General features: G+C 39.4%; 26 protein-coding genes, 1 pseudogene and 1 riboswitch. Of the genes and pseudogenes, 9 read left to right on the forward strand and 18 right to left on the reverse strand.

Going from position 1 to position 25,792, the window contains the following annotated elements:
* Positions 1–217: 217 nt before the first annotated feature.
* The 5 genes and pseudogenes from D0466_RS03655 to D0466_RS03670 all read right to left on the reverse strand — a co-directional run.
* Positions 218–676, reverse strand: coding sequence for a general stress protein (locus tag D0466_RS03655; RefSeq protein WP_117321195.1), 459 nt, complete (start codon positions 674–676; stop codon positions 218–220).
* A 330-nt stretch (positions 677–1,006) separates the two neighbouring features.
* Positions 1,007–2,737: an adenine deaminase gene (gene ade, locus D0466_RS03660; protein WP_117321196.1), complete on the reverse strand. Its 1,731-nt coding sequence runs from the start codon at positions 2,735–2,737 to the stop codon at positions 1,007–1,009.
* A 72-nt stretch (positions 2,738–2,809) separates the two neighbouring features.
* A riboswitch (purine riboswitch) is annotated at positions 2,810–2,911 on the reverse strand.
* 202 nt (positions 2,912–3,113) lie between these two features.
* Positions 3,114–3,266, reverse strand: coding sequence for an STAS domain-containing protein (locus tag D0466_RS22040; protein ID WP_233522523.1), 153 nt, complete (start codon positions 3,264–3,266; stop codon positions 3,114–3,116).
* A gap of 515 nt (positions 3,267–3,781) precedes the next feature.
* Positions 3,782–4,426: an SDR family oxidoreductase gene (locus D0466_RS03665; RefSeq protein ID WP_117321197.1), complete on the reverse strand. Its 645-nt coding sequence runs from the start codon at positions 4,424–4,426 to the stop codon at positions 3,782–3,784.
* 284 nt (positions 4,427–4,710) lie between these two features.
* Positions 4,711–4,935 (reverse strand): annotated as a pseudogene (locus D0466_RS03670) (GNAT family N-acetyltransferase); the annotation flags it as partial.
* 94 nt (positions 4,936–5,029) lie between these two features.
* Here D0466_RS03670 and D0466_RS03675 point away from each other — a divergent pair.
* Positions 5,030–5,230, forward strand: a complete 201-nt coding sequence (locus D0466_RS03675) for a ChaB family protein (protein WP_117321199.1) — start codon at positions 5,030–5,032, stop codon at positions 5,228–5,230.
* 369 nt (positions 5,231–5,599) lie between these two features.
* On the opposite strand, the gene D0466_RS03680 is transcribed toward D0466_RS03675, so the two are convergent.
* Positions 5,600–6,640: an acyltransferase family protein gene (locus D0466_RS03680; protein ID WP_117321200.1), complete on the reverse strand. Its 1,041-nt coding sequence runs from the start codon at positions 6,638–6,640 to the stop codon at positions 5,600–5,602.
* Between D0466_RS03680 and D0466_RS22500 the strand changes: the two genes are divergently transcribed.
* From D0466_RS22500 to D0466_RS03690, 3 genes are all read left to right on the forward strand, one after another.
* Positions 6,597–6,875, forward strand: coding sequence for a hypothetical protein (locus D0466_RS22500; RefSeq protein ID WP_199484530.1), 279 nt, complete (start codon positions 6,597–6,599; stop codon positions 6,873–6,875). The genes D0466_RS03680 and D0466_RS22500 overlap by 44 nt on opposite strands.
* A 179-nt stretch (positions 6,876–7,054) precedes the next feature.
* Complete coding sequence (locus D0466_RS03685) at positions 7,055–7,369, forward strand: hypothetical protein (protein WP_117321201.1); 315 nt, start codon at positions 7,055–7,057, stop codon at positions 7,367–7,369.
* Positions 7,370–7,725: 356 nt separating this feature from the next.
* Entirely contained in the window at positions 7,726–8,511 is a 786-nt protein-coding gene (locus tag D0466_RS03690; protein WP_117321202.1) for a putative hydro-lyase, read from the forward strand.
* Positions 8,512–8,581: 70 nt separating this feature from the next.
* On the opposite strand, the gene D0466_RS03695 is transcribed toward D0466_RS03690, so the two are convergent.
* Complete coding sequence (locus D0466_RS03695; RefSeq protein ID WP_117321203.1) at positions 8,582–9,130, reverse strand: BA5345 family protein; 549 nt, start codon at positions 9,128–9,130, stop codon at positions 8,582–8,584.
* A gap of 394 nt (positions 9,131–9,524) precedes the next feature.
* On the opposite strand from D0466_RS03695, the gene D0466_RS03700 reads away from it, so the two are divergent.
* Complete coding sequence (locus D0466_RS03700) at positions 9,525–9,974, forward strand: hypothetical protein (protein ID WP_117321204.1); 450 nt, start codon at positions 9,525–9,527, stop codon at positions 9,972–9,974.
* Between the two features lie 161 nt (positions 9,975–10,135).
* Here D0466_RS03700 and D0466_RS03705 read toward each other — a convergent pair whose 3' ends face one another.
* Positions 10,136–11,860, reverse strand: coding sequence for a methyl-accepting chemotaxis protein (locus D0466_RS03705; RefSeq protein WP_117321205.1), 1,725 nt, complete (start codon positions 11,858–11,860; stop codon positions 10,136–10,138).
* 287 nt (positions 11,861–12,147) lie between these two features.
* Positions 12,148–12,987: an STAS domain-containing protein gene (locus D0466_RS03710; protein WP_117321206.1), complete on the reverse strand. Its 840-nt coding sequence runs from the start codon at positions 12,985–12,987 to the stop codon at positions 12,148–12,150.
* A 288-nt stretch (positions 12,988–13,275) separates the two neighbouring features.
* On the opposite strand from D0466_RS03710, the gene D0466_RS03715 reads away from it, so the two are divergent.
* Positions 13,276–14,025: a hypothetical protein gene (locus D0466_RS03715; RefSeq protein ID WP_117321207.1), complete on the forward strand. Its 750-nt coding sequence runs from the start codon at positions 13,276–13,278 to the stop codon at positions 14,023–14,025.
* 70 nt (positions 14,026–14,095) lie between these two features.
* Here D0466_RS03715 and D0466_RS03720 read toward each other — a convergent pair whose 3' ends face one another.
* Entirely contained in the window at positions 14,096–15,127 is a 1,032-nt protein-coding gene (locus tag D0466_RS03720; RefSeq protein ID WP_117321208.1) for an FUSC family protein, read from the reverse strand.
* Positions 15,128–16,000: 873 nt separating this feature from the next.
* Entirely contained in the window at positions 16,001–16,279 is a 279-nt protein-coding gene (locus D0466_RS03730; protein ID WP_117321210.1) for a hypothetical protein, read from the reverse strand.
* A gap of 403 nt (positions 16,280–16,682) precedes the next feature.
* Between D0466_RS03730 and D0466_RS03735 the strand changes: the two genes are divergently transcribed.
* Positions 16,683–17,213 carry an IseA DL-endopeptidase inhibitor family protein gene (locus D0466_RS03735; protein ID WP_117321211.1) on the forward strand — a complete coding sequence of 177 codons (531 nt, stop codon included), beginning with the start codon at positions 16,683–16,685 and terminating at the stop codon, positions 17,211–17,213.
* A 359-nt stretch (positions 17,214–17,572) separates the two neighbouring features.
* Positions 17,573–17,761: a hypothetical protein gene (locus D0466_RS03740; RefSeq protein ID WP_117321212.1), complete on the forward strand. Its 189-nt coding sequence runs from the start codon at positions 17,573–17,575 to the stop codon at positions 17,759–17,761.
* Between the two features lie 178 nt (positions 17,762–17,939).
* Here the strand turns inward: D0466_RS03740 and D0466_RS03745 are convergent, their stop codons facing one another.
* The 4 genes from D0466_RS03745 to D0466_RS03760 are packed head-to-tail and all read right to left on the reverse strand — an operon-like array spanning position 17,940 to position 21,512.
* Positions 17,940–18,656 (reverse strand): IucA/IucC family C-terminal-domain containing protein, encoded by a 717-nt coding sequence (locus tag D0466_RS03745; protein WP_117322200.1) that lies wholly within the window; start codon positions 18,654–18,656, stop codon positions 17,940–17,942.
* A gap of 13 nt (positions 18,657–18,669) precedes the next feature.
* The gene (locus D0466_RS03750) at positions 18,670–19,455 is read right to left on the reverse strand and encodes an ABC transporter ATP-binding protein (protein ID WP_117321213.1); all 786 of its coding nucleotides are present in this window, start codon (positions 19,453–19,455) and stop codon (positions 18,670–18,672) included.
* Between the two features lie 12 nt (positions 19,456–19,467).
* Positions 19,468–20,481 (reverse strand): FecCD family ABC transporter permease, encoded by a 1,014-nt coding sequence (locus tag D0466_RS03755; protein WP_117321214.1) that lies wholly within the window; start codon positions 20,479–20,481, stop codon positions 19,468–19,470.
* Entirely contained in the window at positions 20,478–21,512 is a 1,035-nt protein-coding gene (locus D0466_RS03760) for a FecCD family ABC transporter permease (protein WP_117321215.1), read from the reverse strand. Before D0466_RS03760 ends, D0466_RS03755 begins: the two co-directional genes overlap by 4 nt.
* A 190-nt stretch (positions 21,513–21,702) precedes the next feature.
* Between D0466_RS03760 and D0466_RS03765 the strand changes: the two genes are divergently transcribed.
* The gene (locus tag D0466_RS03765; RefSeq protein WP_117321216.1) at positions 21,703–22,647 is read left to right on the forward strand and encodes an ABC transporter substrate-binding protein; all 945 of its coding nucleotides are present in this window, start codon (positions 21,703–21,705) and stop codon (positions 22,645–22,647) included.
* 536 nt (positions 22,648–23,183) lie between these two features.
* Here the strand turns inward: D0466_RS03765 and D0466_RS22045 are convergent.
* The 3 genes from D0466_RS22045 to D0466_RS03770 form a co-directional block, all read right to left on the reverse strand.
* A complete protein-coding gene (locus D0466_RS22045) occupies positions 23,184–23,351 on the reverse strand; it encodes a hypothetical protein (protein WP_158555807.1) in 168 nt (55 codons plus the stop codon).
* Positions 23,352–23,716: 365 nt separating this feature from the next.
* The gene (locus tag D0466_RS22050; RefSeq protein WP_158555808.1) at positions 23,717–23,884 is read right to left on the reverse strand and encodes a hypothetical protein; all 168 of its coding nucleotides are present in this window, start codon (positions 23,882–23,884) and stop codon (positions 23,717–23,719) included.
* Positions 23,885–24,421: 537 nt separating this feature from the next.
* Positions 24,422–25,783 (reverse strand): amidase, encoded by a 1,362-nt coding sequence (locus D0466_RS03770; RefSeq protein ID WP_117321217.1) that lies wholly within the window; start codon positions 25,781–25,783, stop codon positions 24,422–24,424.
* Positions 25,784–25,792: the final 9 nt, after the last annotated feature.

Genomic DNA, 25,792 nt, shown 5'->3' on the forward strand with positions numbered 1-25,792 from the left:
TTTGCATACATCTTAATTGACTTGAGTCATCCACCCGACACTTCAGGCATTTTCCAATAACTTACTCATTTCTCCTTCAGGCACCCGATTTCCTTCCACTATCAAGATATTTCTTGTATATTGAATAATATCAAATCTTTTATGCAAAAAGATCCCGGCCAACGAATCATTTCATTCGTTGCAGCCAGGATCTTTCTTTCATTTCAATGAAAAGTTTTTATTTAAACTCAGACGAATCCACATGTTTTCCATCTACCAACACAAGAATTTTGCCGTCTTTTACATCGCCTTCGTACTGTCGGGCTTCTTCTTCCGGCAGCCCCATCTCCTTCAGCGCTCCTGTCAAACCGCCCGCATTGGTTGCAGCACCTGCCACGGCACCGCCGAGCATGGAAAAAATCGGGCCTGCTGCCACAATTGGTCCGATTCCAGGGATGGCAAGTGTGCTCATTCCGACTAAAAGGCCGGTTAATCCAATTACTCCCCCAGCTGTCGCCCCGGCAATCATTCCATCAGCATTTTTCGGTTGCACTTGTTCCACATTCGGGCCTAATTCTTCGATATTTTTGGCAACAATAGAGATATCCTCCAGACGATAGCCTTTTCTCTTTAATTCCTCAACCGCATCGTGTGCTTGTCCTTCATTTTCATAAACACCTACCACTCGTTTTTCCATGTTGATTAACTCCTTTATATGATGTATTCACCTTATACCCTATTAGGAGAACTTCAATCAGGAAAAACATACGTGCATTTTGCTGAAAGATTGTACATAGCGCTAGTAGTTCGCTCTATATCAAAAATCACGGTTTAACTTCAACGCAAAAGGGTAACCAAAAAGATAAACCGAATTTCACACGGCCTACATATAGAAGGAGGTAAAATCATGGAAATGTTCGCATGGATCCTTCCATCCATCTTAGGGATCTGCTTTATTTTTTCTTTAGTGGCTGTATTGAAAAAACCGGGCTTTCTTAAAAATCGCAAAAGCTCTGGAACAAATTGATTAAGCCTGGACTGCAATATGTTCACCTGTTTTCGCATTAAAAAGTCCTTTATCTGTCAGCTTTAGTTCCGGAATAACGGGCAATGTCAAAAATGACAGTGTAAGCAGTGGATTAAATGTGTCCGGAGCTCCAACTTCTCGCAAGGCACACTCCACGGCATGAAGCGATTCATTCACCTGATGGAAGGGCTGATCGGTCATAAGCCCCCCAATTGGCAGTGAAATGGATGCAATCGTCTGCTTGTTTTTGACGATTGCAATCCCTCCTTGCAGCTTTTGCAATTCCTCGACAGCTTGAAGCATATCCTCGTCATTCACACCCACTGCGACAAGATTATGTGAATCATGTGCAATCGTGGTTGCGATTGCACCCGAAGCCAGTCCAAAACCTTTCACTATACCAAGCCCGATATTCCCTGTCTGATGATGCCGTTCGATTACGGCCAGCTTTAATTGATCCTTTACAATAGAAGGAACAAATTGGTGCTTTTCAACGTCCACTGATTCGATCAGATGGTTGGTAACCAGGCTGTTTGGGATGATTCCTATTACATTGGCCATATGATTGGTCATTGGTATTTTTAAATCATTGGATGTTAGGGAATGGATATGGACAGAACCTGTTAACTCGTCCGCTTTCGTATTTTCGCCTGATAAAGGACTTAAACACTCTCCTTGCTCAGCTGCTAATTTCCCATCTTTGTATACTTGATATATATCTATTGTTTCTAAGTCATCCAACAGCAGGAAATCAGCAGCATAACCGGGTGCAATTGCTCCTTTTCCTTTTAATCCGTAACATTCTGCCGCATTAAGCGACGCCAGCTGAATGGCCAGCAGAGGATCTAAACCTTCTTGTATCGCAAGGCGTATATTATGGTCCACAGACCCATCCGCCAATAAATCATCTAAATGTTTGTCATCCGTACAGAACATGAAACGGCGGGCATTCCGTTCATTCACGATCCCAATTAAGGCTTGTAAATCCTTGGCGACAGAGCCTTCACGAATCAATACATACATTCCCCTTCTAACTCGTTCCAGGGCATCTTTTACAGACGTACTTTCATGATCGGTCATAATGCCGGCGGTTCGGTAAATATCCAGTCCTGTTTCATCCAAACCGGCTCCATGGCCGTCTATTACAGCTCCAATGGAAGCTGCATCCATAATCTTATTAAGCATGTCAGGCGAACCATCCATGACCGAAGGAAAGTCCATTACCTCTGCTAAACCTATCACCCTCGGGTGTTGATAAAATGGTTTTAAGTCTCCGGCATGGAGAACAGCTCCAGCGTTTTCAAAAGGAGTGGCAGGTACACTTGAAGGCAGCATCACCATGACATCAAGGGGCAATCCTTCGGAATCATCAAGCATGAATTGGATTCCTTTTGCACCTGCGACATTAGCAATTTCATGAGGATCCGTGATGGCGGTTGTCACGCCGTGGGGGATCAAAAGCTTTGAAAACTCTCTTGGCGTCACCATTGACGATTCAATATGCACATGGCTATCAATGAAAGATGGAGAGATGTAACGTCCCATTGCATCGATGGTTTTTTTCCCTTTATAATCGCCAATCCCTACGATCATCCCTTCAGTAATGGCAACATCAGCCTCGATGATGTCCAGATTAAATATATCTATGATTTTCCCGTTTATTATAACGATGTCAGCTGGAATTTTTTTGCCGGCAGCAGCAATTTGTTTTGAGATTTCTGTATTGGACATGATGTCTACTCCTCTCTGATGTTAAAGAAGTAGTTAGACTAAAGAGAAGAACATATGAAGAGTTCAAATGGGGACTATGTTTTCATCTCTCGTAGTCCAACTATTTACGGTAGTTCGGTAGAGACTCTTGGACCATATTTCCAAGATTATACGAGTTATTATTCGTTATTTTGATTCATTCTAAAGGTCTGGCCTAACTTCGTCAATGTTTTTTTGAAATAATTTTATAGAAAGTAAATTAGTTTATAGCGATTCCAAATTGAGGATTCTGTAGAAAAACTATTTTAGCAGCAAAACAATTTGAAGCCACTCATGTAATATGCCATAATATCTTCTTCTCCGCTTACAATAGATATAACAAATAAAGGCAAAAAAATTACACCACTTTTTTTACAGCTAAAGACTCTAATGCTTTCTGTACATTAGCTACTGTATTCAGGGAAGATAAATCGACTCCAAGGTTAACAGCAATCCGGGCAAATTCCGGCCGTAATCCGATCAGGATGGTTTTCATTCCCAGCAATGCCATGAAAGAATTAATCTTTAGCAGGTAATCAATACCAGTTGGTCGAAATTAGACCGTTCACCTATAATGATAGTCAAACAATTGATATGGCGAGTTCATGGCTCCCCCCACATTCTTCCTTTTTTTTAGCTCGTAACCTTATTGTTAAGTATAGGTTACATTTCCTTTTTAAACGCTCCCACAAATCTCTTCTATTACCTTCCTTTTATCTTTTCTTTCTCTTATTCCTATAACGCGATTAACCCCGTTCCTTATTTCAAGACGAGGTAAATAAAAGTTGTTTAATTTTAGATCGCAAAAACCAGCCGTTTTTTTAAGAACCATATCGGAACAGTCTAACTAAAGAATTCTTTAACCAATGCGCCCTGTACTTAAAACGAAAAAGTCGAGGCTATAGGAAAAGCCCACGACTTTTTCGGAATAAAAAAGCGAATTTAAATGTACCACATAGCTTTTTTAATTGATTATAAAGCTCTCCATCTACCCCATCGTGCAATGGAGCGCTAAAAAAATTCCTATTAGACCTTTTGTAATGCATCAAAAATCGGAGTATCCCCAGACACAAGATCAAATGAACGTTTGAAGGTCCGTTCTTCATTTAAAGATGCCAAAATGGTTTTGGCCACATCTTCACGCGGAATGGAATATCGAAGCAAATTCTCTGCAATTGAAATTTTCCCTGTACCTGGCTCGTTTAATAGCCCTCCCGGACGGATGATGGTATACGTTAACGTGCTTTGTTCAAGAATTTTATCTGCATAGTGCTTGGCTACATAATACGGTTTAATTTTTTCGTTCCAGTTTTCCCTATTATGCGCACCAAGGGCACTGACCATAATAAACCTTTTGATCCCCGTTTTTTCGGCAGCTTCTACCGTTTTGGCAGCTCCATCCAGATCGATCAATAGCGTTTTGTCCGCTCCTGTATGCCCGCCGGATCCCGCGGTGAATACGATGGCATCACAGCCCTTTGCCCCTTCCGCAATCTCCCCGACGGTTCCTTCCAAATTGACTATGGAAGTTTCTATACCCAATGTTTGAAAAGACTCTGCTTGCTCTCGCTTTCTTACCATTGCTCTCACTGAATGTTCATCGCTTTCAGATAACAAACGTATCAGGTGTTGTCCAATCTGGCCATTTGCACCAACTACGAATACTTTCATATGATCAAGCTCCCTCACATATTGATATATGTTTATTCTAAAATGTATTCCTCAAAAAACCAAATTGAGCGTACGCGGTTAAATTATTATGGCGCCATTCCTGCTTTATTTATCAATTCAAGCATAAAATATTTTTTTAAAAATAGTTTTTCTTCGTATGAAAATTTTATAGACATATCGGTTATCTACCGCTTGTTCACTCTGTCAAGAATCCATTTACAGACATAAAAAAGGGACTTTACTCTTCAGGAATCAACCCGTTAACTTATATTTTTTAACCTGAGTCAATCATTCGGGTTTAGGATGGACAGCACCTGATGGTCTTCCCATTTTCCGTTGGTCTTTACATTTTTCTTCGCCAGTCCTTCTTTATGGAAACCTGATTTTCCCAATACACATATCGATGCTAAATTATGGGGCATTACCCCGGCTCCTATCCTGTGTAATTTTAAAATATCGAATGCATAATCAACGATTAGATTAACAGCTTCCCAGACAATATCCACGCCATAATCCCTAAGCATATTACTGGTCATCTTAAGTGTTCAAATGTTTAAAATCATAGATATTTGGAAAAAGAAAAGATAAAAAGGATGATGCGACATGCCTTATAATTCCTTAAATGAGCTTCCAGAGGCAGTAAAAGATCATTTACCCCATCACGCCCAAGAAATTTTTAAAGAAGCGTTTAATTCGGCCAGTGAGGAATATAAGGAAGAAGAAACAGCATTTAAAGTAGCCTGGAGTGCCGTCAAAAAGAAATATAAAAAGGAAAGTGACGGCAAGTGGGTGGAAAAACACTAGATGCTGAAAGAGCCAAACGAAAAGACTTTATACGTAAATTGAAAGCAAGATCATGATGATCTTGCTTTTTATCACCTTATTTAGTTTACATAAAATATTTATATGATATAAAAAGTCGAAAATGAGTATTCACCCAAACATAATTAACCGAACTAATTAAGAGTTAACAATTTTTCTTTTAATGATAACTTATTTTTACTTTTATGTTATTAAGACTAAGAAGGTTGATGCGTAGCATTGTAAAAGCAAAATAATACCCTCCTATAAATAGAAAAGACTTCGAATTGCTGACAGTTTATGCATGTTCTTACCTGTACCTACACATGTTTAATTTTTTCATATGTGTAAACCCTTCCTTTCGCGTAAAATTCAACTAACTGGTTTAGACAGCCTTCGTCCCCTTATTCGTCTTTTTACATATTGAAGTAAATCATAAGCCGCATACGAGATCGAAAAAATAACGAATGTTTTAAATAGCTTTAGCAATAAATTATCAGCTATTTCATCCTTATTTAACTCCGATAAAATCATATCAAAGATATCTATGAAAAAGACATGAACAATATAGATCCCTACAGCTCTGGCACCTATTTTAGCGGTGAACAGCCCCTCTCCCAAAGATGGATTATTTAATGCAAATAAAAAAAGAAAGAAGGTTAAAAATATGGTAGAAAGAAAGTATTCTCCATGCCTTCCTGATAATATTTTTTCTAATATGTATCCTTCTGCCGCTTGAATGTTAAAGAAGAAAACAATTAATGATAAGTATGTTTTTGCGGTAAATAGCCTTGCCTTTTTAAAGGTTTTATCAAAAGCAAAGCAGCTGCCCAAACTCGTATAAAAAAGACCAAAAAATAATGCATCACGAGTGATATATGGAAAATCAAAAAAGACTGAATACGACTGGCCACAAAGACCTATCAAGTGTAAAACTAGGCTCACAATTAAAAGAAACTTAACTTTTTGAAGTTTAAAAAATGCGAAAAGAATGATAACACTCCAAATTAGCGCGCTTAAGAACCACAGCTGATATCCGCTGGTTCCGCTTCCATAATACGTCAGGTCCAAAAATGAAAAATGATTCCAGTATTGTTCCATTGCCTTTTCTAGATCAGCAGATTCTTTATACACATTAAGAAAATCAAAAATGATATAAAAAAAAAGCCAGGATACATACAGTTTTATCATTTTCACAAGATATTTATTAAAATAATCAAGCGAATCCCCTGTATATATGATTTTTTTACCAAACAAATAGCCAGATGCAGTAAAAAAGAAGGGAACGGCAAATCTTGAAAAGTTGTCGAGAACAAATAATCCTATATGGTGATCCCTTGGGAATACATGAATGACTACCACAGCAAATATGGCAAAAAATTTAATAAAATCAATCGTGGTGTTTCTCTCCATTTTTCCGCTCCTTCAAAACACTTTTGCGTTCCTTGTAATTGCCCATATTATTTGCAACAACAAGAATTTTATTTTATTTTTTTATTCCAATGTTCCACAGAAAAATTATTTCCAGGAAATTTCACAAAATGCCGACCATTTGATAAATCACCTATTGCGTGAAGATGGGTCCAATTGTGATCACGGGGGCTGTGTCCTGTATCGTACGAAAAACACTACCACCATTGAAGGTTAAAAAGCCGCGTACCTGATCATAGGCATGCGGTTTATTTGTTTATTCAGTAGGATCTGCGGTCAATTCCTTCACAAAATAGATCATTAGCTCCGCTAATACGTTTACAAAAGAAAGGAAATAGTTTTTAGTTGATACATTTCAGGAACCAAGGTAAGGTAAAAAAGAATAGGAGATTAGGAATGAGTAGAAAATTATACGTATTTATAGTAACTTCTTTATTGATCTTTATTTTAGCTGCCTGTAATAAAAATGAATTAAATGGAAATTCATCTGCAGAACATTGGAATTCTTTGGATAGAAACCAAAAACATATACAGGTTGCAACCGAATTGGAAGAGTTAAGAAGCAGTGGATTTACCATTATCGTTGAGGAGTATTATTTCATTGATCAATTAGATGCATACTATAACGATAATCCATCGGGCAATTTATCCATCCACAAAGCTATAAGGAAAATTGGAAATTCTACTGGTACAATCCAGGTATCAAACTAATAATTTGATGATCGTATTTCTTACATACCTTCCCTCATAATAGTTTGATCCCTATTTCTTTATGTGTCTTGCTATATAGGTTGTGGTAGGTGGTCTAATTTCGCACATTATTACTGCACGCACCCCGCTAATAGACATTTATTGCCCCGATCCACGAGGCAGTATCAAGCAAAGCTCGGAATGATGGTATGTAAACATGGTTATTAAGCGAAACTGGATTTAGAATCATCACATATCTTTTATTAAACTTGTTAATAGGTTCAAACTCCAGCCCTTAGTATAATTCAAATGAAAAATCGGATTAAAGTTTGGTAAAAAGGACTTTGATGGAACGTACACACCAAGGAGATAATCACATGGATAAAAATATCGAACTTTCTGAACTACGCAAACTTTTAAGAAAGAACGAATTTACCGGTCCTACCGCGGGATTTGCCCATGGGCATACCCAGGCAAATCTCGTCATACTGCCTAAGGACTTGGCCTATGACTTCTTGCTCTTCTGCCACCGAAATCCGAAACCATGCCCGCTGATTGAAGTGACGGATGTTGGTTCCCCGGTTCCAAGGCTGACAGCGCCGAATTCAGATTTGCGCTATGAAGTGCCTAAGTATTTTATTTATAAAAAAGGCGAGCTTGTCAGGGAAGTTAATGATATTGAAACTTACTGGAGAAATGATTTAGTATCCTTTTTAATCGGATGCAGCTTCACGTTTGAATTTCCCCTTGTTGAAAACGGGCTGGAGATTCGCCATATTGCAGAAAACAGGAATGTTCCGATGTATATCACAAACATTCCTTGTGAACCGGCAGGCGTGTTTCACGGAAATTTGGTAGTCAGCATGCGTCCCTTTTCAGCCACCGATGCTATAAGGGCAGTTCAAATTACCTCAAGATTCCCATCTGTACACGGTGCGCCAATTCACATCGGCAATCCTGAACAGATCGGGATCCAAAATATTTCTAAGCCGGACTTTGGGGATCCGGTAACAATCAAGGACGGCGAGGTCCCTGTATTTTGGGCTTGCGGAGTAACGCCCCAATCGGTCGCGATGTCCAGCAAACCGGAATTAATGATTACCCACGCTCCCGGTCACATGTTTATAACCGATACGAAAGATAGCAGCTACTCCATATTATAAAGTTATAACGGGGTCAGTCCCCCACTGCGTTACTGCTTTAACGCGCCGGGGGACTGACCCCCTATCATGATCATTTACTCTGAAATTCAATCAATATATTAGCAACAAAGTAATTGAAGTTGTTGTAGAAATATCTATAGTTTATAAACACTATAACAAATAGGACGAAAAGAATGATCAATAAAACCAGTATGGCCGTAGAATATTGAATGGCATAAGCAAGAAAAATGACTGTTGTGAGGGCCATTGCCAAACTTGTAAATAGGGCGCGTAACGCATGCAAATTTCCCAGCCTATAGCTGTAAATTCTTTGAATTTCCCCACCTCGATGGTTTTTTATGATGATTTTATCGATTTCATACTCACTCCTAAAATACTTTGCCTGCTGTGTCCATATAATAAAACCAAGGCCTATGCTGACTTGATGGATCAAATGCCCAAGGATAATCCCCGCAAGTATGAATATGGTGGCTGACGCTACAATTGTTGAAACTTCATAACTGAATATAAAGGCAGAGGCTGCCTTCAGGTCTTTTACTGTAAAATACGCTAATATTGCCGATAGATAAACCCACCCGGCAATTCCCCATCTAATCCAATGTTTCGCCTCAAAATTCACTAGTATATCACCTCCTATATACTTATGTACCATTGTACAATAAATTAATATATTCTTTGCAAATGAGTTTGCCAGAATGTCTCTTTTTATTTTCTATTAGAATCTCACTCTTTTTTGACCGTACTATGTACAAAGGACTTACTTTTTTTAAGCGAAGAAAAACGCCTGCCAAATTGATAGACGTTTCATGAATGCAATTATTATTAAAAATATGTTTACCTAGCGCTTAGGGAGTGTACCCCCTATACACAATTTTATATTCGTTGCATATACTTTATTGGTACTTTCTACAGGGCGGCAACTTCTTTTCCATCATTCATACAGTAGTTTGGTAATTGACTGGAAGTAAATTAAATACCCTTTCTGACAGAATTCATTTAAGGAGAGATCCATTTTGGAACCTGTTCGGCAAACCCAAGTAAGCATTCCATCCCCATCAAGGTGGGGAATCCACGCTGCTGTAGGCGGCAGACCGGTCGTTTATGGCACCTTAAACATCAATTCCGTGTCAGGCAACAGGGTTACCGGGACTATCAATTTTCGTGGAAGACCTATTCCAATCAATGGACATTGGAATCCAGGCACGAGACAAATACAGTTTGAGTCACCGTATGCTGTGTATTCCGGGAATCTGACTATATTTGACGACCCATCAATAAGAGTTCGCCATTTCCTTTTCAGGGGACGGCTGAGGATGAAACCCCCATCACTGCAAGCAGGCCAGTTTGGAACTTGGGTGGCTACTACTGAGTCAGCTCTTACTGGACCTCCCGTTGGCAGCCAGGGTCTGCCACCTGCCGGGGCGTTTTTGACCTCTGAAATTCTTTATGGGACTCCGGAATAACCGGGGTCAGTCCCCCAAAGACGATATCGCTGTCAAGCGCTTGGGGGACTGACCGCTTCCTTATTGGCAATCCCAACAAGTAAATATACGATTTCTTCGTTAGTTTCTAAAACCATGATTCTCAAAGGTTTATAGGCTTAAAACCTGGAGATCGTTGAAATTTATTGTAGTTTAAATTTACGGATTAAATCATTTAAGCCCTGAGACATCTGATTTAATTCCTGTATGGAGGAGGCAATGTCAGCAACTAACACTTCCTGCTCTTCGGTTGCATTTACCACCTTTTCAGTATTGCCTTCTGTTTTCCTGGCAATCTGAGTTGTTTGCTCAATAGCATTTGTAACTTCCTTCGACGAATTGAAAACCTGTTCTGAGGTTGCTGACACTTCTTGTATCTCTGAAACTACTTGTTTTATTGAAAACAGGATTGTCTCAAATGACCGGCCCGTTCCTTCAGAAATCCTGATGCCCTCCCCAGTTGCTGAGACAGCTTTATCCATTGATTCAACAGTAAGCTGAGTATCCTGATTTATATGGTGAATTAATTCAGCTATGTGGTTCGCAGAGTTTTCAGACTGCTCCGCGAGTTTTTTTACTTCATCCGCAACTACTGCAAACCCCTTTCCGGTCTCGCCTGCCCTCGAAGCTTCAATAGCAGCATTTAAAGCAAGTAAATTCGTTTGGGAAGAAATATCCTTGATGACCTGAATGATTTCATGAATTTCTTCTGATCTTGATTCGAGCGTTTTAATGAAGCTTGAAGCCTCGCCCACTGTAGTATTTATTGCCTCCATTTGTTGTATGAAATTTTGGACTAGCTGAAATCCCTCATTTGCGCCATTTAACAATCCTTCTGCCAGCTTTGAAACATTCAAGGAGGAAAAGGCAATTTGCTGAATGCCACCCGTCACTTCTCCAATGGATGTTGCACATATTTCAGTACTTTCAAACTGTAATTCAGTCCCTCCAGCAATCTCTTGTATGGAGGCAGTTATTTGGTTGCTTGCGACACGCGCCTCTTCCGAATTGACCAATAACTGATTTGAGGATTGATTGAGCCTAAGTGTATTATTGTTAATTCCATCGATAATATCCCTTAAGTCATGGATCATATTTTGAAAAGAAACAGATAAGAGACCGATTTCGTCTTTGCGATTTGTATCAATTTGTGTGGAAAGATCCCCTTTCCCAACTAATTCAACCTGTTTGGCCAGCCGTTTTAGCGGATTTATTAAAAATCTTGAAAAGAAGTATGTAATTAATAAACTCACAATTAATATGATGGCAGTCGTTAAGATAACATTTTGCTTGCTATGTTCCATTTGAGTATGGACTTGTTCAGCATTAAAATCGGCGCCCACAATCCCTATTACTTCTCCAGAAGAATTCTTTATTGGCACATATGCGGAGATTAAAGCTCCGTATTCATCAACACTCATTTCCCCCACTTGGGTCTTTCCTGATTCAAAAGCTTTGATTAAGCTTGAATACATTTGAGCTTCTTCTTCGATCTCACCTAACTTGGAGGCATCCTTATCATGAATGGGCATACCATCTACCAAATAATAATATTCATACCCCTCTCCCTTTTTACTTCTACCCATGGTATAGAGATATTCCAAACCATTTCTTTCTCTTAGATCATTCAATTCATGTCGCAACTGGTAGTAATATTTTGTTTCCCCTGATTCTATTTTGATTTCTCCATACTTATCAACCTCTATTATTTTTACAGCTTGTTCAGTAATCGTTTTAGCTTGATTGCTGACTGTATCAATGACTAAATTGGAATAGGACCGATAATTCAAAAAGCTGATTATTACGCAAGAAACCAGGATTACGAATGAAAATATAAGGATCATTCTGGTTTGAAGACTTCTTCCCATAGTTGGTGCCTCCGTTCATCTACATAAAAAACAATCTCAGATTCATAGAATAATGGTAAATAATACCTATATCTATTTTACTATATACGGAGCAAAAAACAATATTAATATCAATTTCCTTTATATCGTCAATAAGATATGCTTGGTGCGGTGGCGAGTCTATGTGATAAATCTTTAGGTAGCCATCACTGAAGGGAAAGAGACTGTCATTTTATTAAAAAAATAAAACGGCCTTTCCCCTGGAAAAGGCCGTACCCTCAGAAATAAAAAGTTCTTATTTTTTCCAATTATACATTAAAGAGCTGGTTTATTGCCTTTTCCAGCGTCGATGTAATCGAAACTTTATCAAATGGGAGCCCCAATTGAACGGCTGTCTGGGCGATATCTGGCCTTAATCCCGATAAAGTAGACTGTACACCCAGCAGATTCAAGCCTTCGATCATTTGAAAAAGTTGGTGGGCAACCAGGGTATCAATCATGACCACTCCTGATAGGTCAATAAACAGATGATTTACTCCCTTTGCTGAGCATTGCTGCAGCGTATTTTCAAGTAAAAATTTAGCACGGGCGGTATCAATATCACCAATAAGCGGAAGCAAAGCGGTATTACGAGTTAAAGATATAATGGGTGAACTCAACGCCAGAATCATCTCTTGCTGTGCTTGAAGCTGCTTTTGCGAATAGGTATCATGCTCTCTAGTAAACCAAGTCATTACTTCACTGAAAGTCTTAATGATTATTTGATTCCAAGAATCCATCTGTTCTTTTGTAAACTTTCCTTCCTGCAATGAAACAAACTCTTTAACTAAAGCCAGGTACTGTTGTTGTGTCCTGAAGAATTCCCTTAGTATTAAATGGACAGGTGTTCTTAAATGTTCCGGGTCTTGTGCGATATCTAAAATCCATTCTTCGAAGGTTTCAAAGAATTGGGATTCCTCTTCCACAAACACTTTGCAAAAACGTTTATGAAACTCGTGGTTTTGATTTTTTACACCCTTGATAACCTTTGGATCGGTCGATACATATACACCTGTTTCATCGCTTTTGTCCAAGGAGTTATACCATTGTTCTGTCAATTCCAAAGTTCTATCTAATAAAAACTCATACAATGCTTTATTTCGATGCATATCCCCTTGGCCCCTTCATATAACAATCTTAAAACTATTGTATAGTAACCATATTATTGTGTCGATAATAAAACTTCACGGTGACCCACTGCTTTTTTATATTCCGCAACCACAATGGCAACAATTCATCCATCATTTTGCGAACAATTTTTTCCTTGCCATATACCTGAAAATCCGGCGGCTTAATATACAGTACTGATTACTTATACGGCGAAATGGGTAAATTAAAGAATCGCGTTTTGGAATATGCCAATAATTCTACTATTCTTAGCAAAGTGAGTGACATTAATGGAAAAGGTAACTGAAATGTATGTACATACAGCCGTGAAGGTGCAAAAACCTGGTTGGATTGAAAAACTCGAAAGGAAAGAAGGTGAGCAATTTGCCTTTGATCAAACCATTTTCACTGATTATGTAATAAATGATGATAAGGAATCATCATTGTTATCTATCAATCAGAAGGAAGAATGCTTTTTTATAACATGCTTTAAGGTCGGCTCTCTTTCAGAATTAAAATTGGCGAGACAGGTCTTTATTCCTGAGTATCTCGATAGCGGTTTAAGATACCCGCTTATCGAAAAAATGAATCATTTAGGACTCACTCCCATTTCTGAGGGTTTTGATAAGGCATATGCACACGTTTCCGTTTTTATAAAGGATATCCGTTCACTGTCCCCATTTATGCATTCCCGGTTTGCGAATGCCGACGGAGATGACGACCCTGTCGTAATAGATAAGCTGAATTATATATCAAATTTCTACAATCAAAAAGAAACCCGCTTTGTAACAGGTGCCGAGTCGTTATCTTTCTCAACGATATCCGAAAATGAGCAATACTTTTATGGCCTCCACCTTCCCAAAACGGGCATTTTATATTTAAAATATTACCTCTACTATTTACAACATGATCAAATTCCGTCAAAGCAAATGATGCCTAGATTATTGGGAAATCTTTGGCGTTCCATGCAATCCAACCGGAATGACTTCAACAAGCATCTTTATAAAACGATGTCCATAGACATCACAAGAGGAAAATAAATTGAACTAAACACGCATACACCCCCTGTGTTTTTTACAGGGGGTCATTTATATAATATGGAAAAAATATTTAATCCTTTTTTGAAGCTTGATATTGATCGGTCAATTGATTTAACCGACGCAATTGGTAGCTATATTCGACAATGAAAGAAGCGATGATCATCAGCCGGAATTTGTGTTCTTTATTCTGCAAGTATTGGTGGAGGATTTGCTCAAAGAACGCTTCACTTTTTTTCATCATCCCGTTTTCTACATCATTCTCATCCACTTTTATTTTCCCTTCAAATTTAAGCAGCACGTATTCATGATCTTTGATCAAATCTTCAAGATGACGGTCAAAAAATTCATCTTCCTGATCATTTGCCCTGCTCTGGAAATAGTGTTCATTGATATTTTCAAGCACTTGTTCTCCCTGTTTTATGGTTTTAAGCATTTGCTTAAATACAACGATCTCCCTGACATTCAGCTCGTTTAGTTTTACAAGATTCCCTCTTTCTTCATTAAATAGTTTATATTGTTCTTCAAGTTTTCCGATATCAATGATCAATTTTGCATGGTGTTCCTGAAATGTTCTTTCCTTCATTTCATTTGAAATCGCCGTACGTAAAAGCAATGAAAGATTAGTAAATACAGAATTCACTTTATTCAGGTAATTTTTTTTGTAATTTGGAGGCAAAATGGCAAAGTTGACGACCATCGCACAAGCAACGCCGATAAAAATGATTAAACACCGATTTAAAATGAAATCCAGACTTTCATTAGCCGGAGCGCTCATAATGGCTAAAACCGTAACCAATGTAAGGGGAATGGTGCCTTCCATGTTTAATTTCAAACATAGCGAAATAACCAAAATCATAACAAGACCGATCATAATGGGACTATCGCCCAAAAAGTAAATGGAAAAAAGAGCGGTCAATGCACCGATTACATTGGTGACAATTTGGTCAAGCAAATGCCTCCAGGTACGATATACAGACGGCTGAATCGTAAAAACAGCCGCAACTCCGGCAAATACAGCAGGCTGTAAATTGAGGATTGAACAAATTAATAGTGAAATTGTAACGGCAATACCCGTTTTTAAAACACGCGGACCCAGGATCATAAAATATGTAACTCCATTCTTTCTATATACTTCTATGTAAAAAATAAAGATAGTTCTGTTTAACAATAGATTCCATAAAAGACACAAGTTTATTTCAGAATTGTCATTACTACTGGTTTGGAAAATTCAAAAAAAGATAAAATATTTACATAATATCACTTGCGAACATTAGTTCCTATGTGATATGATCATAACATACAAATCCTCATCAAAAATATAAACTTTATATATTCGACCTAAATCTACGCCGCAGGTTGTAGCGCTGAGCCAAAAACACGGTTGTATCAGTGCGCCTGGCAGGTATCTAGGTTCGAAATAAGAATTGATGATTAATCCGAAGTATACAATTGAAATATTGGTAGGCTTGTCGGTTTTTTTGCTGATGGGCTTTTATTTTTATTTCAACTTATTACAAAATAGACGACGGTGCTTAGAAGCTTTTAATTAATTTCCGGACCAAGATTTTAATTATATATTGCCACTATCCTCCTTTATATGAAATTCATTTTAGAAGAATCTTTTCTTTTAGTTGTGCAGTTATTTCCATATGGTATTTTAGTAATCAAGCTTCGCTGAAATTCAAAGAACCCTTTAAATATGCCTCAGTCATCAATCAGAGAGATTTATTACAGCCTTACATAACATTCCTACTCATCGGATCATTCGCCGCCAATTCGTCATGATTATAGTAAAACTTGTAAAAATTGATATAAAGGATAAAAAGGCAAAAAAGATGCAATCATTGAAACATTTGCAGCAGATAAAGAATGAGCTGCATTCAAAAATAAATATTATGAACAGCAATAATTTTTCGAACACAAAAAAAGACGATGTAACCTATAGCCTGTACAACGTCCCTTGATTTACTTTCCGCTACTCTATCGTATAACCATATTTTTTATTGACCCTTTTAGCAATCGATTCCAGAAATTCTGCAACTTTGGTCCCTTCAATTTCCCTTGTGTACCATGCAAGCTTCGCATCCTTAAATTTCCCATCATAGGATACTTCCAATGGCCAATATGTTTTCGTCGCATGAGTATAATCGAAATGAACATACAGCTCTTTTCCTTCAGGACTTTCAAGAATCACCTTATAGTTTGGATTTTTGCCTTCAGTATGAAATTTGACCTTTCTTATTTTGGATAACATACAAGGTCCCCTTTCCGTTTATTCATTTGCTGGGATTATTTTTTCATATAACTATTTTATCAAATGACCATAACAAAAAATATGCTGGTTTTACGTTATGGGAAAAAAAGCCGACTCGCTACTGAACCACCTTAGAAAAATTACCTATTAAAGTGAAATTTTCTTATGCCAATTATGATGATTAACATTTGGTACTTGGTTTTTCTTAAATCCTATCATACAAATGAAAATTTTTCCAAGTTTCTCCCAAAGTACTTATGGGTAAAGAATACAAGCTTGAATCATTTCCAAAAATAAACTTTTTCTTTTACTTTTTCTTTAGTTATTGTAATATAAATGTAACATTTGTAATATTAATAAATTAATTGGTACATTGTAATTCACTTTGATAGGGGAGAAAAAAATGAAAAGATTGAAAGCCATCCTATTTTCTGCAATTTTCGTCTGTACGTTAACCACTGAAGTTTCAGCACAAGCAGCATCACAGAATTTAACAACTGCAAATGCTGTAAAAATAGCCTATAAAGCAAGCAATCATTATTGGAATTCATTGCATGGATATAAAAGCCGCTCATGCTCACAAAAAAGTTTTCAATATAAAGGTATCGCGTACTCCTATCTTTGCCCAGAGTTTAATACAAAAAACAAACTTGTGGAATACCTATCTGAAACATTCACAAATACAGCGATTCAAAAAGGGTTAACAAACTATAAATATATTACGTATAAAGGTAAATTGGCCCGCCCGCTTGGAGATGGCGGAAGCATGCTGGAATGGCGAAAAGCGAAAGCCAAATTAGTTTATCAGAAACAAAATGTCCGATCCTATCACTTCACGGTCCCTGATGTGGAAGGCGGCAGTGTCAAACGGACGGTTACCTTCTACAAAACTGGAACTGGCTGGAAAGTTAACAGGTTTGATGCCGTTCAATAAATGAATAAAACAAAAAACAAGGTCAAATATGATCTTGTTTTTTTATAACTTTTTTTTCATTTCCCCTATAAACGTATAATGTCAGAACATAATGAATCTTGGTTTAATTTATTAAATTAGTTCAAAAAAGCTGGTGCGGTTTGGATCTGTTGTCAACATACAGGTCCTTGCCATAAATCGTTAGAAGTCGATTCGAATAGGTGAATGGTCCACACCAATATGAAGCGAATCGCCTTTTCCTGCCGGTCAGCACGTTTCCTTTAAATATATAAAAAATTTTGACAAATTAGTGAACTTGCAGGAATGTTGGTACGCCATAAAGAAAACAATTAAGAACAAATAGAGGAGGAGCTATGTGAATGGAAACAAAAAACTTCTTATCTGTTAAATGTTCGGGGTGCCAAAAAGAGTTAGAAGCGATCGACTTAATCTTGATTGATGAAACAAATGCACTTACTCATGTACAATGCCCCCATAAAACAGATGTTGCCGTAAAGGATTTAGGTTATTACAAAGATATTTTAGAGAAATATCTACATATCCAATGATAAAGCTCTCCAAGTCAAAGGGCCACCTATTAAAAAAACCTGAGCAGCAAGAGTGAATGGATGAATCCACCACTCGAGCCCTCAGGTTTTGCACTCTTTCCGGACAATAATTTTTTATGATCTTGTTTGTTCATATATTTCGCTATTTACCAATGAGTGCATCAGAAATCTTAAGGTCTTATTCCTGTAAGCACCTGTCAGTTGATAGCTTTGGACAATATGGGCACTTTTCATTCCCAGGAATCATATAATAAAGGCAGCATGTCACCCGGGAATAATTGGACATGCTTTCCTCAGGTGTTTGATCATTTAGGAACCTTTTAAACGGAGAGCGCCGTTCCATCCCGGTCCACGTTTCGTCCTTTAATAAGAATTCCAGGTCGCCCCGTGCCTGTTTCGAGACATCTTCGGAGTCTTGAAAAAGCTGTGTATACATCCATAGCACATATCCCCAGACATTTTCCCAAAGTACTAATGGTGACGATTTTGTTTGCCTTGCTACCGCTTTTATAAGGGGCAGGCATTGCTCACGAATGATATTCTGAAGCGTTAATCGGACATGTTCATCGTCGTCCACCGAAACCCAATCCCCGTCCTGAAATGTCCACTGCGGAGACCATCTTCCATTCGATTCGCCATCTAGAAGGCCAATACGCCTGTGGTCCCCTGACCATTTCTTGCGATACTTGCTTAGCATATATAATTGGGAAACATATACAAATGCAACATGCCTCATAAAAACCGATGCCATTGCAGGAGGCTTTGATGCGTTTGTCCTTTGTCGTACCAGTTCGAATACGGAAGGTAAATCAAGCGCAAAATCCCCCATCGACGGATTTTCATGTCTAAGGACATTAAAACGCTCGACCTCTTTCCAAATCTCTATTTGCTGCATTCCGCTTCCGCCTTTACTTAATCAAGTCGTATGAGATCATAGCCGGTTTCCCGGTCCTTGGGTCGGCGACAATCTCTGTATCTATATTAAACACTTGCTTTAGAACAACGGGATCCATTACCTGCTCGGCAGAGCCTTGCTTAACAATTTTTCCGTTTTTCAAGGCAACCAATTGATGTGCAAATCTGGAAGCCTGATTCAAGTCATGAATTACCATAATGATGGTCCTGCCATCTTCCTGGTTTATTCTCTCCAAGAGCTGCAATACTTCCAATTGATGGGCCAAATCGAGGTATGTTGTTGGCTCATCAAGCATGAGTAAATCCGTCTCCTGTGCGATGGACATGGCAATCCAGGCACGCTGCCTCTGTCCGCCGGATAGTGTATCGACAGCCTGATTTTGCAAATCTGTTAAACCGGTGACATTCATTGCCCATTCTATCATTTCCCGATCATGCTTTTTCAGGAGTGAAAATCCGGATTGGTGTGGCGTACGGCCATAGGAAATTAATTCATAAACTGTCAAACCGTCCGGTGCCTCTGGGGCCTGCGGCAAGATGGCAAGTTTTTTTGCCACTTCCTTTGCCGGCGTTTGATGGATCATTTTCCCGTCAAGATAAATTGATCCGGAAGTTGCCGTGTGAAGCCGGGCCATCGTCTTCAGGATTGTTGATTTTCCACACCCGTTTGGTCCTATAATGGCTGTAATTTGACCAGGTATAAAATCCAGATCCAAATCCTGGACAATTGTCCTCTCTTCATACCCAATCGTTAATCGTTCAGCTGACAGGGTTGTCATCCGTCATCCTCCTCATTTGCTTTTCATCAATAAAACCAGAAAATATGGAACACTTACAATGGCCACCACCAGCCCTGCCGGTATTTCAGTTGGAGATAAAGCATTTTTCCCTATAGTATCTGCCAGCACTACTATGATTGCACCCATTAATGATGCAACTGGCAGCAATAATTGGTGTTTGGGACCGACCAGCCGGCGTGCAATATGGGGAGCAATCAACCCCAAGAAAGCAATCCCTCCTCCCGCAGCCACTCCAAGGCCGGCAAGTGCAACGGCAATTATAAGGAGAATGACTCGCTGACGAAGCGAACGGATTCCAAGGGCTGTCGCCATTTGGCTTCCCAGATTCATGATATTGAGAGTATGTGCTTTTAATAGTGCAAATATAGAAAGAATGATAAACCACGGCAATAGTGCCCAGACATATTGCCATTGGGAAGCCCACAGGTCACCAGACAGCCAAACCATGGCTTTGACAAAATCATTGGGTTCCAATCTCAATTGCAAGGCGATAATGAAGGCACTCAACCCGGCATTTATACCGATCCCGACCAATATCAACCTACTTGAATGAATCCCTTTCCTCCATGACAGAACCATGATAAGCGCGCCTGTTAACAGGGCTCCCAGAAATGCGAAGATTGGGAGAATGAAGGTACCAGCTAAAGTGAGACCCCCAACCGCCGTTTGAAAAAACGTAATATAAATAACCACTGCAAGTCCTGAGCCTGCATTGATGCCAAGAATCCCAGGGTCAGCAAGTTCGTTTCTTGTAATGCCTTGTAAAATCGATCCTGATATAGCCATCCCTGCACCAACCATGATGGCCAAAACAATGGCTGGCAGGCGAAATTGAAACAATATCAATTCCTGGCGGGCAGATCCGTTCCCGAGAACAGTTTGGAACACTTCCTTAGGAGCAATTGCTACAGCACCAAGGTTTAAGCTTAGCACACACGAAAGCAAAAGGAGCCCAAACAGGCACAACATACTCCACTTGAACCGGGCTTGTCTATGTTTTATCATAATCTGCTCCTTCCGCTTCTGACCAAATATAAAAAGAATGGCACACCTATGCTTGCGGTGATGACCCCAATTGGTGTTTCATAAGGCGGGTTAATCATCCTTGCACCAATATCACCAAGCACCAGCAGCAAACTGCCAAAGACCGCTGACACAGGCAGGGAAAATCGATAATCCGGGCCTACCAGCATCCGGCTTATATGGGGCACCACCAGACCTACAAAGGACACCGTTCCCGAAACAGCAACTGAACTTCCTGTTAAGAGAAGAACGGCACAAACACCCAGGATGTTAACCAATTGAAGATTGATTCCAAGACCTTTCGTAACATCAGCACCCAGACTTAGCAATGTCAGAGACCTAGCGAGGAGAATAATGATGAATATTCCTATTATCCCGACCACTCCAAGCATTTTTATGCCTTGCCAGTCAGAAGTCTCCAAACTGCCTGCATACCAAAAACTAAGATCTTTGGCCACATCAAAATGGATGGCTATCACGGAAGTTAAAGAACTTAGGAACATGCCGATTGCAACTCCGGCAAGCGTCAGTTTTACCGGAGAGATTCCCCCTTTTGAGACCGAAGCCAGTGAAAAGACAAGAAGTACGGCCGCCCCCGCTCCTGCCATGGATACTAAAGCGGATCCGGACGGGGAAATGCGGGGAAATATGGTTAAACTTACAACCAGCGCAAAAGCAGCTCCGTGGGATACTCCTATTATTGCGGGTTCGGCGAGGGGGTTTCGCGTCAAGGCCTGCATAACGGCTCCTGAAAGCGCCAGAAATGCACCGATTATGGCAGCTGTAATGACCCTTGGCAAGCGGATTTCATGGATCACCTGATGTTCTTTGACCCCTGGATCAAAATTTAAAAAAGCCTGCCAAACCATCTTTGATCCTATATTTGTTGACCCGTAACCGAGAGAAATAAAAAACGCTGCTATAAGAACAAAGATTCCGGCAAACAATATCCAGCCTGTCCGTACAGCGCGCCCTGCAGGTAAATTGGTTTGTTCTTTTAGGTGTCTCCCCACTAGTTTCAGCCTCTCTATTTTTCTATTTAATGAATGAGAATCGTTTTCAATGTAGTAAGTATAAATTTTAGTGACTATTGTTTCAAGATATTTGTGTAAATAACATTATTATTTGTAGTGGGTATTGACTTTTAATTTGAGAATGATTATCATTTCCATGTAGATGTTTAATGAGGAGGGAATTAGACAGATGGCATTCAGAAAAAAATACATAGGGCTTATGGCCGCGCTGCTTTCCATTCTATTACTTGCTGCGTGCGGTAACAAAGAAAATGGAGCCGAAGAAAAAAATAACGAACCCAAAGAAATTACGCTTACAGATGCAAACGGAAAAGTAACCATACCTGCTGAGCCTAAACGGGTTCTTGCACCTTATTTGGAAGATTCCCTGGTTGCGCTTGATGTAACTCCAGCCGCACAATGGTCAATCGGCGAAACAGTTTTGGAATATCTTCAATCTGATCTAAAGGACGTACCAAAAATTGGCTGGGACTTGCCGCTTGAACAAACGATCAAAGCAGAACCTGATTTAATCGTCTTTAGCTCTGCCGCTTCCATTCAAAACGGACAATATGAAGAATATAAGAAAATTGCCCCAACTTATGTTTATAAAGATGTAGACAGCGCTGATTGGAAAAAACAGCTGGAAGTCATGGGGAAAATCTTAGGAAAAGAAAAGCTCGCTTCCGATAAATTAGCTCAATATGAGGACAAGACAAAAAAAGCAGCCGAGAATATCAAAAAGGCAATCGGAGACGAAACAGCCGCAATGATCTGGATAGCAGGAGGTAAATACTACCTCTTCGAAAATACACGATTTGCTGGAAATGTTCTTTACAACGACTTGGGTGTATCCCAGCCGGAAATGGTCAAAAAACTGCCAAAAGCAGAAGCCAGTTGGCAGCCGATTTCAATGGAATCACTATCCGGACTTGACGCCGATCACCTCTTCCTGGTGAGCCTCCCTGAAGAACAGGGCCTTGCAAAGCTGGAACAAAGCAATATATATAAAGGGCTTCCTTCCGTTAAAGAAGGTAATGTTTACAAAATGGAAGATCCAACCCATTGGACTATAAACGGCTTAATCGCCAGCGAACTATCAATCGAACAGATTGAAAAATCCCTTACAAAATAATTCTACATCTGCTTGTTAAACGCGAAGATTTCCTCTTCGCGTTTTTGTATTGCGATTACTCATATTCCTTGTAAAAATTACGATCACGTCCTACTAGTAACCTTCTGAAACTAGCCATAATGATACCTTGGAGAACATTTTTCATATGCACTGCCCTCTCAGCGTTTTTCCTGGAATTAGCATAATCCTAAGATGGAAACAATATCAATACACTTTTTGGCGCCTAAGCTGAAATCTTTCCTGTTTATAATCAGATCCATTGATCATACTTCTAGTTATAAGTTATTTTGCTAATTACATTTAAATTACAAACCTATATTCTGGCGAGGTTTTTTGTAAGATATTTGTTCCTGGTAGCTTTCGCTTAAAACTTTAACCTTTCGCTCAAGTATTTGATTTTCGCTTAATTAATGGAATACTTCCCTTGAAAATGATCCAAGAACCTTGGCAACCGGAAAAACCTAGTCTTATTGTTTCAGCGGCCCCCTTTTAGGTACCAGTGATTGGTCGTGCTGAACATCCCTCTGTTCATTTATTTAGCAATAGGTTTGTTTACATTGTTTACGTTTTAATTTGCCGGTTAATTTTTGTACTCCATTGTTTTTCCTGGCTATGGCTCGTTTGGCGAAATGCTGTTCTGCATGTCGTTGATACTCCTTCACTCTTTCCTTCCTGATGATTTCCATTTCATATTCATTAAACATAATTGATCCCCCTTTTCATTTTTTCCGTGAGTACTTGGCGAGGGTCATTAATTCATTCCCCTACCTTATAACGAAATTGAGAAGCCAAAAGATACGCAGGAATTATTTACATCGTTTCAGGAAGGTATCGGAAGGCTTGTTAACAGAATTTGCTGGAAGGATATTTTTCCAAGAACAAAAAAAAACAGCATGGAAAACCATGCTGTTCGGCTATTCTAACATAATATTAAACGTTTTTTTGTGCATCTCGTCCGCTAACTGTTTGCCCTTGTTGCCATTACAAAGCTTCCGTACGTTTTTATATTCATACGCTTAAATAACAGCTAAACGATATACGAAGCAGAATAGTTTCTGTAATTAAACGGCTAATTATAGTTGTTTCCCTCTTCCCAGCCGACTGTAAATGGCGTTTCCTTTTCACCCACTGTTATTTTTATCAGTTTCCAACCTTCGTTCAAGTACTGGTTTAACTCGTGTTTATTTATGTCTCTTCTTTTGGTGATATTATGGCAGCCAAATTCTTGTTCAGTCATCTAAAGCCCCCGTTTTTTTAAATTAATTGTATTTCACATCATTGCCTCTGCTGCATCTCACGCATCGGTCAACACTTTTTTGCTCATAAACTTACCCTCAAATGCAACATTTGGTTTACATTGATTAATTTTTTACAAACAGTACTGAAAAATACGAAAAAGGTGAAAGATTACTTGGGACAACTCATTAATTAGGTTTAATTAGGGTGATGAGGTAAGTGTTTATTATCTATATCAGTCATTTGAATGTTGGAGTGGAAATAAATTAAAGATTCCGAACGGGGAAAATGATGATAGGGCAGGATTTTGTCGTTTATTTGCAAGTGTTTCCAGGTAAATGAACTTGAAAAAGAATCATTCCAGTAAACATAATCCGTTTTTCATTCGATTAATTAGAAACAACCCCAAATGTGCTATAGTCTGCACTACTCGACATTTGGGGTGTTTATATGCTTTCTTAAGGAATATCAGCAGATAATCATCCGTACTTGTGAACTCCTGATTGTTTAACCATCTTCCTAGTGTGTTGTTTATCCATTAAAGTGGTGGCCGTCTGAAACCACCAGTGGATGTCTGGTACGCATCCGCAATCCTGTAAATGGTTGCTTCATCAAGGCGGCGGCCAATGAATTGGATTCCAACAGGCAGGTTTTGGGAAGCGGTATTGCCGGCTGAAACCGTTATCGCCGGATTTCCGGAAATGTTAAATGGAATCGTTCTTTGAGTAAAATCATACGTTGTATCTTCAAAAGAAGGATCCCGTTCCGTTGCCGGGCTCGGAGATGTAGGGCAGACCAGTGCATCCACACGTTCGAACATGGCATCGATTTTTTCTGCGAATGCCCTTTTCTTTTCAAGTGCTTCTACATAGCTGACCGCCGAAACATTAAATCCTTCTTTTATATTCATTACAGTTCCTTCGGCGTAATCCCCTGCCCGTTCAGGATACCACGCCTTATGATGGTAAGATCCTTCCGAAAGCAGGATAGGGAACGCAATCTCTAACGCGGTATCAATACCGGGAATTTCGACCTCGATTACTTCTGCACCTAAATCGGTAAGCTGCCTGATCGCGGAATTCACTAATTCACTTACTTCAGGATGGATAATTGATTCAGTCAACGAACGTATAACCCCGATTTTCACCCCTTTAATAGAACCGGTAAAGACAGAGTCATAGTTAACTTTTCTTGAAGAAATACTCTCCAAAACGATAGCATTGTCCCTTACTGTCCTTGTTAACGGTCCGATATGGTCCAAAGAATGTGAGAGGTGGAATAGGCCCTGGCGGGATACCGTATCATAGGAAGGCTTTAATCCGACAATCCCGCAGAAAGATGATGGCAGGCGGATGGACCCTCCTGTATCCGTACCAATCGAGGCAAACCCTATTCCGGCAGCCACTGATGATGCGGAGCCGTTGCTTGACCCTCCAGCAGTCCGGTTTGTATCCCAAGGGTTATTGCACTGTCCGTAATCCGGATGCACCGCGCCGTATGCAAATTCCAGCAAATTCGCTTTCCCGAAAACAATTGAGCCGGCTGCTTTAAGCGCATTATATAGATAAGAATCCTCGGTTGGAACATAATCCTTTAAAATGCGGGAAGCCATGGTTGTTTTAATTCCTTTAGTCATGAAAATGTCTTTCATGGAAACAGGAATACCAAATAATTTGCCGACTGTTTCTCCCTTTGCGAAAACACCCTCTGCTTCCCTTGATTGTTGCAAAGCCTCTTCACCCATCACGGTAATGAAGGCATTCAATTTTGGTTCCAATTCTGCCTGGAGCTCCAGGGTGGCTTCAGTAACCTCCACAGGTGAAACCTCTTTGCTCCGATACAGTGCAGCGATTTCGTCGATCGATTTGTATAATAGTTCTCTCTTTTCCTTAACTGACATGCCGTCTTC

Origin of the sequence: Peribacillus glennii (assembly GCF_003429105.1) — a bacterium.
Lineage (GTDB): Bacteria > Bacillota > Bacilli > Bacillales > DSM-1321 > Peribacillus > Peribacillus glennii.

Excerpts from the sequence above, each read along its gene's own strand:
- D0466_RS03720 (WP_117321208.1), bottom strand. The coding sequence starts at position 15,127 with ATGATCCTGGGTCCGCGTGTTTTAAAAACGGGTATTGCCGTTACAATT.
- D0466_RS03715 (WP_117321207.1), top strand. The coding sequence starts at position 13,276 with ATGGAAAAGGTAACTGAAATGTATGTACATACAGCCGTGAAGGTGCAA.
- ade (WP_117321196.1), bottom strand. The coding sequence starts at position 2,737 with ATGTCCAATACAGAAATCTCAAAACAAATTGCTGCTGCCGGCAAAAAA.
- D0466_RS03710 (WP_117321206.1), bottom strand. The coding sequence starts at position 12,987 with ATGCATCGAAATAAAGCATTGTATGAGTTTTTATTAGATAGAACTTTG.
- D0466_RS03740 (WP_117321212.1), top strand. The coding sequence starts at position 17,573 with ATGGAAACAAAAAACTTCTTATCTGTTAAATGTTCGGGGTGCCAAAAA.
- D0466_RS22045 (WP_158555807.1), bottom strand. The coding sequence starts at position 23,351 with ATGTTTAATGAATATGAAATGGAAATCATCAGGAAGGAAAGAGTGAAG.
- D0466_RS22050 (WP_158555808.1), bottom strand. The coding sequence starts at position 23,884 with ATGACTGAACAAGAATTTGGCTGCCATAATATCACCAAAAGAAGAGAC.
- D0466_RS03730 (WP_117321210.1), bottom strand. The coding sequence starts at position 16,279 with ATGTTATCCAAAATAAGAAAGGTCAAATTTCATACTGAAGGCAAAAAT.
- D0466_RS03750 (WP_117321213.1), bottom strand. The coding sequence starts at position 19,455 with ATGACAACCCTGTCAGCTGAACGATTAACGATTGGGTATGAAGAGAGG.
- D0466_RS03755 (WP_117321214.1), bottom strand. The coding sequence starts at position 20,481 with ATGATAAAACATAGACAAGCCCGGTTCAAGTGGAGTATGTTGTGCCTG.
- D0466_RS03675 (WP_117321199.1), top strand. The coding sequence starts at position 5,030 with ATGCCTTATAATTCCTTAAATGAGCTTCCAGAGGCAGTAAAAGATCAT.
- D0466_RS03665 (WP_117321197.1), bottom strand. The coding sequence starts at position 4,426 with ATGAAAGTATTCGTAGTTGGTGCAAATGGCCAGATTGGACAACACCTG.
- D0466_RS03690 (WP_117321202.1), top strand. The coding sequence starts at position 7,726 with ATGGATAAAAATATCGAACTTTCTGAACTACGCAAACTTTTAAGAAAG.
- D0466_RS03685 (WP_117321201.1), top strand. The coding sequence starts at position 7,055 with ATGAGTAGAAAATTATACGTATTTATAGTAACTTCTTTATTGATCTTT.
- D0466_RS22040 (WP_233522523.1), bottom strand. The coding sequence starts at position 3,266 with ATGGCATTGCTGGGAATGAAAACCATCCTGATCGGATTACGGCCGGAA.
- D0466_RS03770 (WP_117321217.1), bottom strand. The coding sequence starts at position 25,783 with ATGTCAGTTAAGGAAAAGAGAGAACTATTATACAAATCGATCGACGAA.
- D0466_RS03705 (WP_117321205.1), bottom strand. The coding sequence starts at position 11,860 with ATGGGAAGAAGTCTTCAAACCAGAATGATCCTTATATTTTCATTCGTA.
- D0466_RS03745 (WP_117322200.1), bottom strand. The coding sequence starts at position 18,656 with ATGCAGCAAATAGAGATTTGGAAAGAGGTCGAGCGTTTTAATGTCCTT.
- D0466_RS03655 (WP_117321195.1), bottom strand. The coding sequence starts at position 676 with ATGGAAAAACGAGTGGTAGGTGTTTATGAAAATGAAGGACAAGCACAC.
- D0466_RS22500 (WP_199484530.1), top strand. The coding sequence starts at position 6,597 with ATGGCAAAAAATTTAATAAAATCAATCGTGGTGTTTCTCTCCATTTTT.
- D0466_RS03680 (WP_117321200.1), bottom strand. The coding sequence starts at position 6,640 with ATGGAGAGAAACACCACGATTGATTTTATTAAATTTTTTGCCATATTT.
- D0466_RS03765 (WP_117321216.1), top strand. The coding sequence starts at position 21,703 with ATGGCATTCAGAAAAAAATACATAGGGCTTATGGCCGCGCTGCTTTCC.
- D0466_RS03735 (WP_117321211.1), top strand. The coding sequence starts at position 16,683 with ATGAAAAGATTGAAAGCCATCCTATTTTCTGCAATTTTCGTCTGTACG.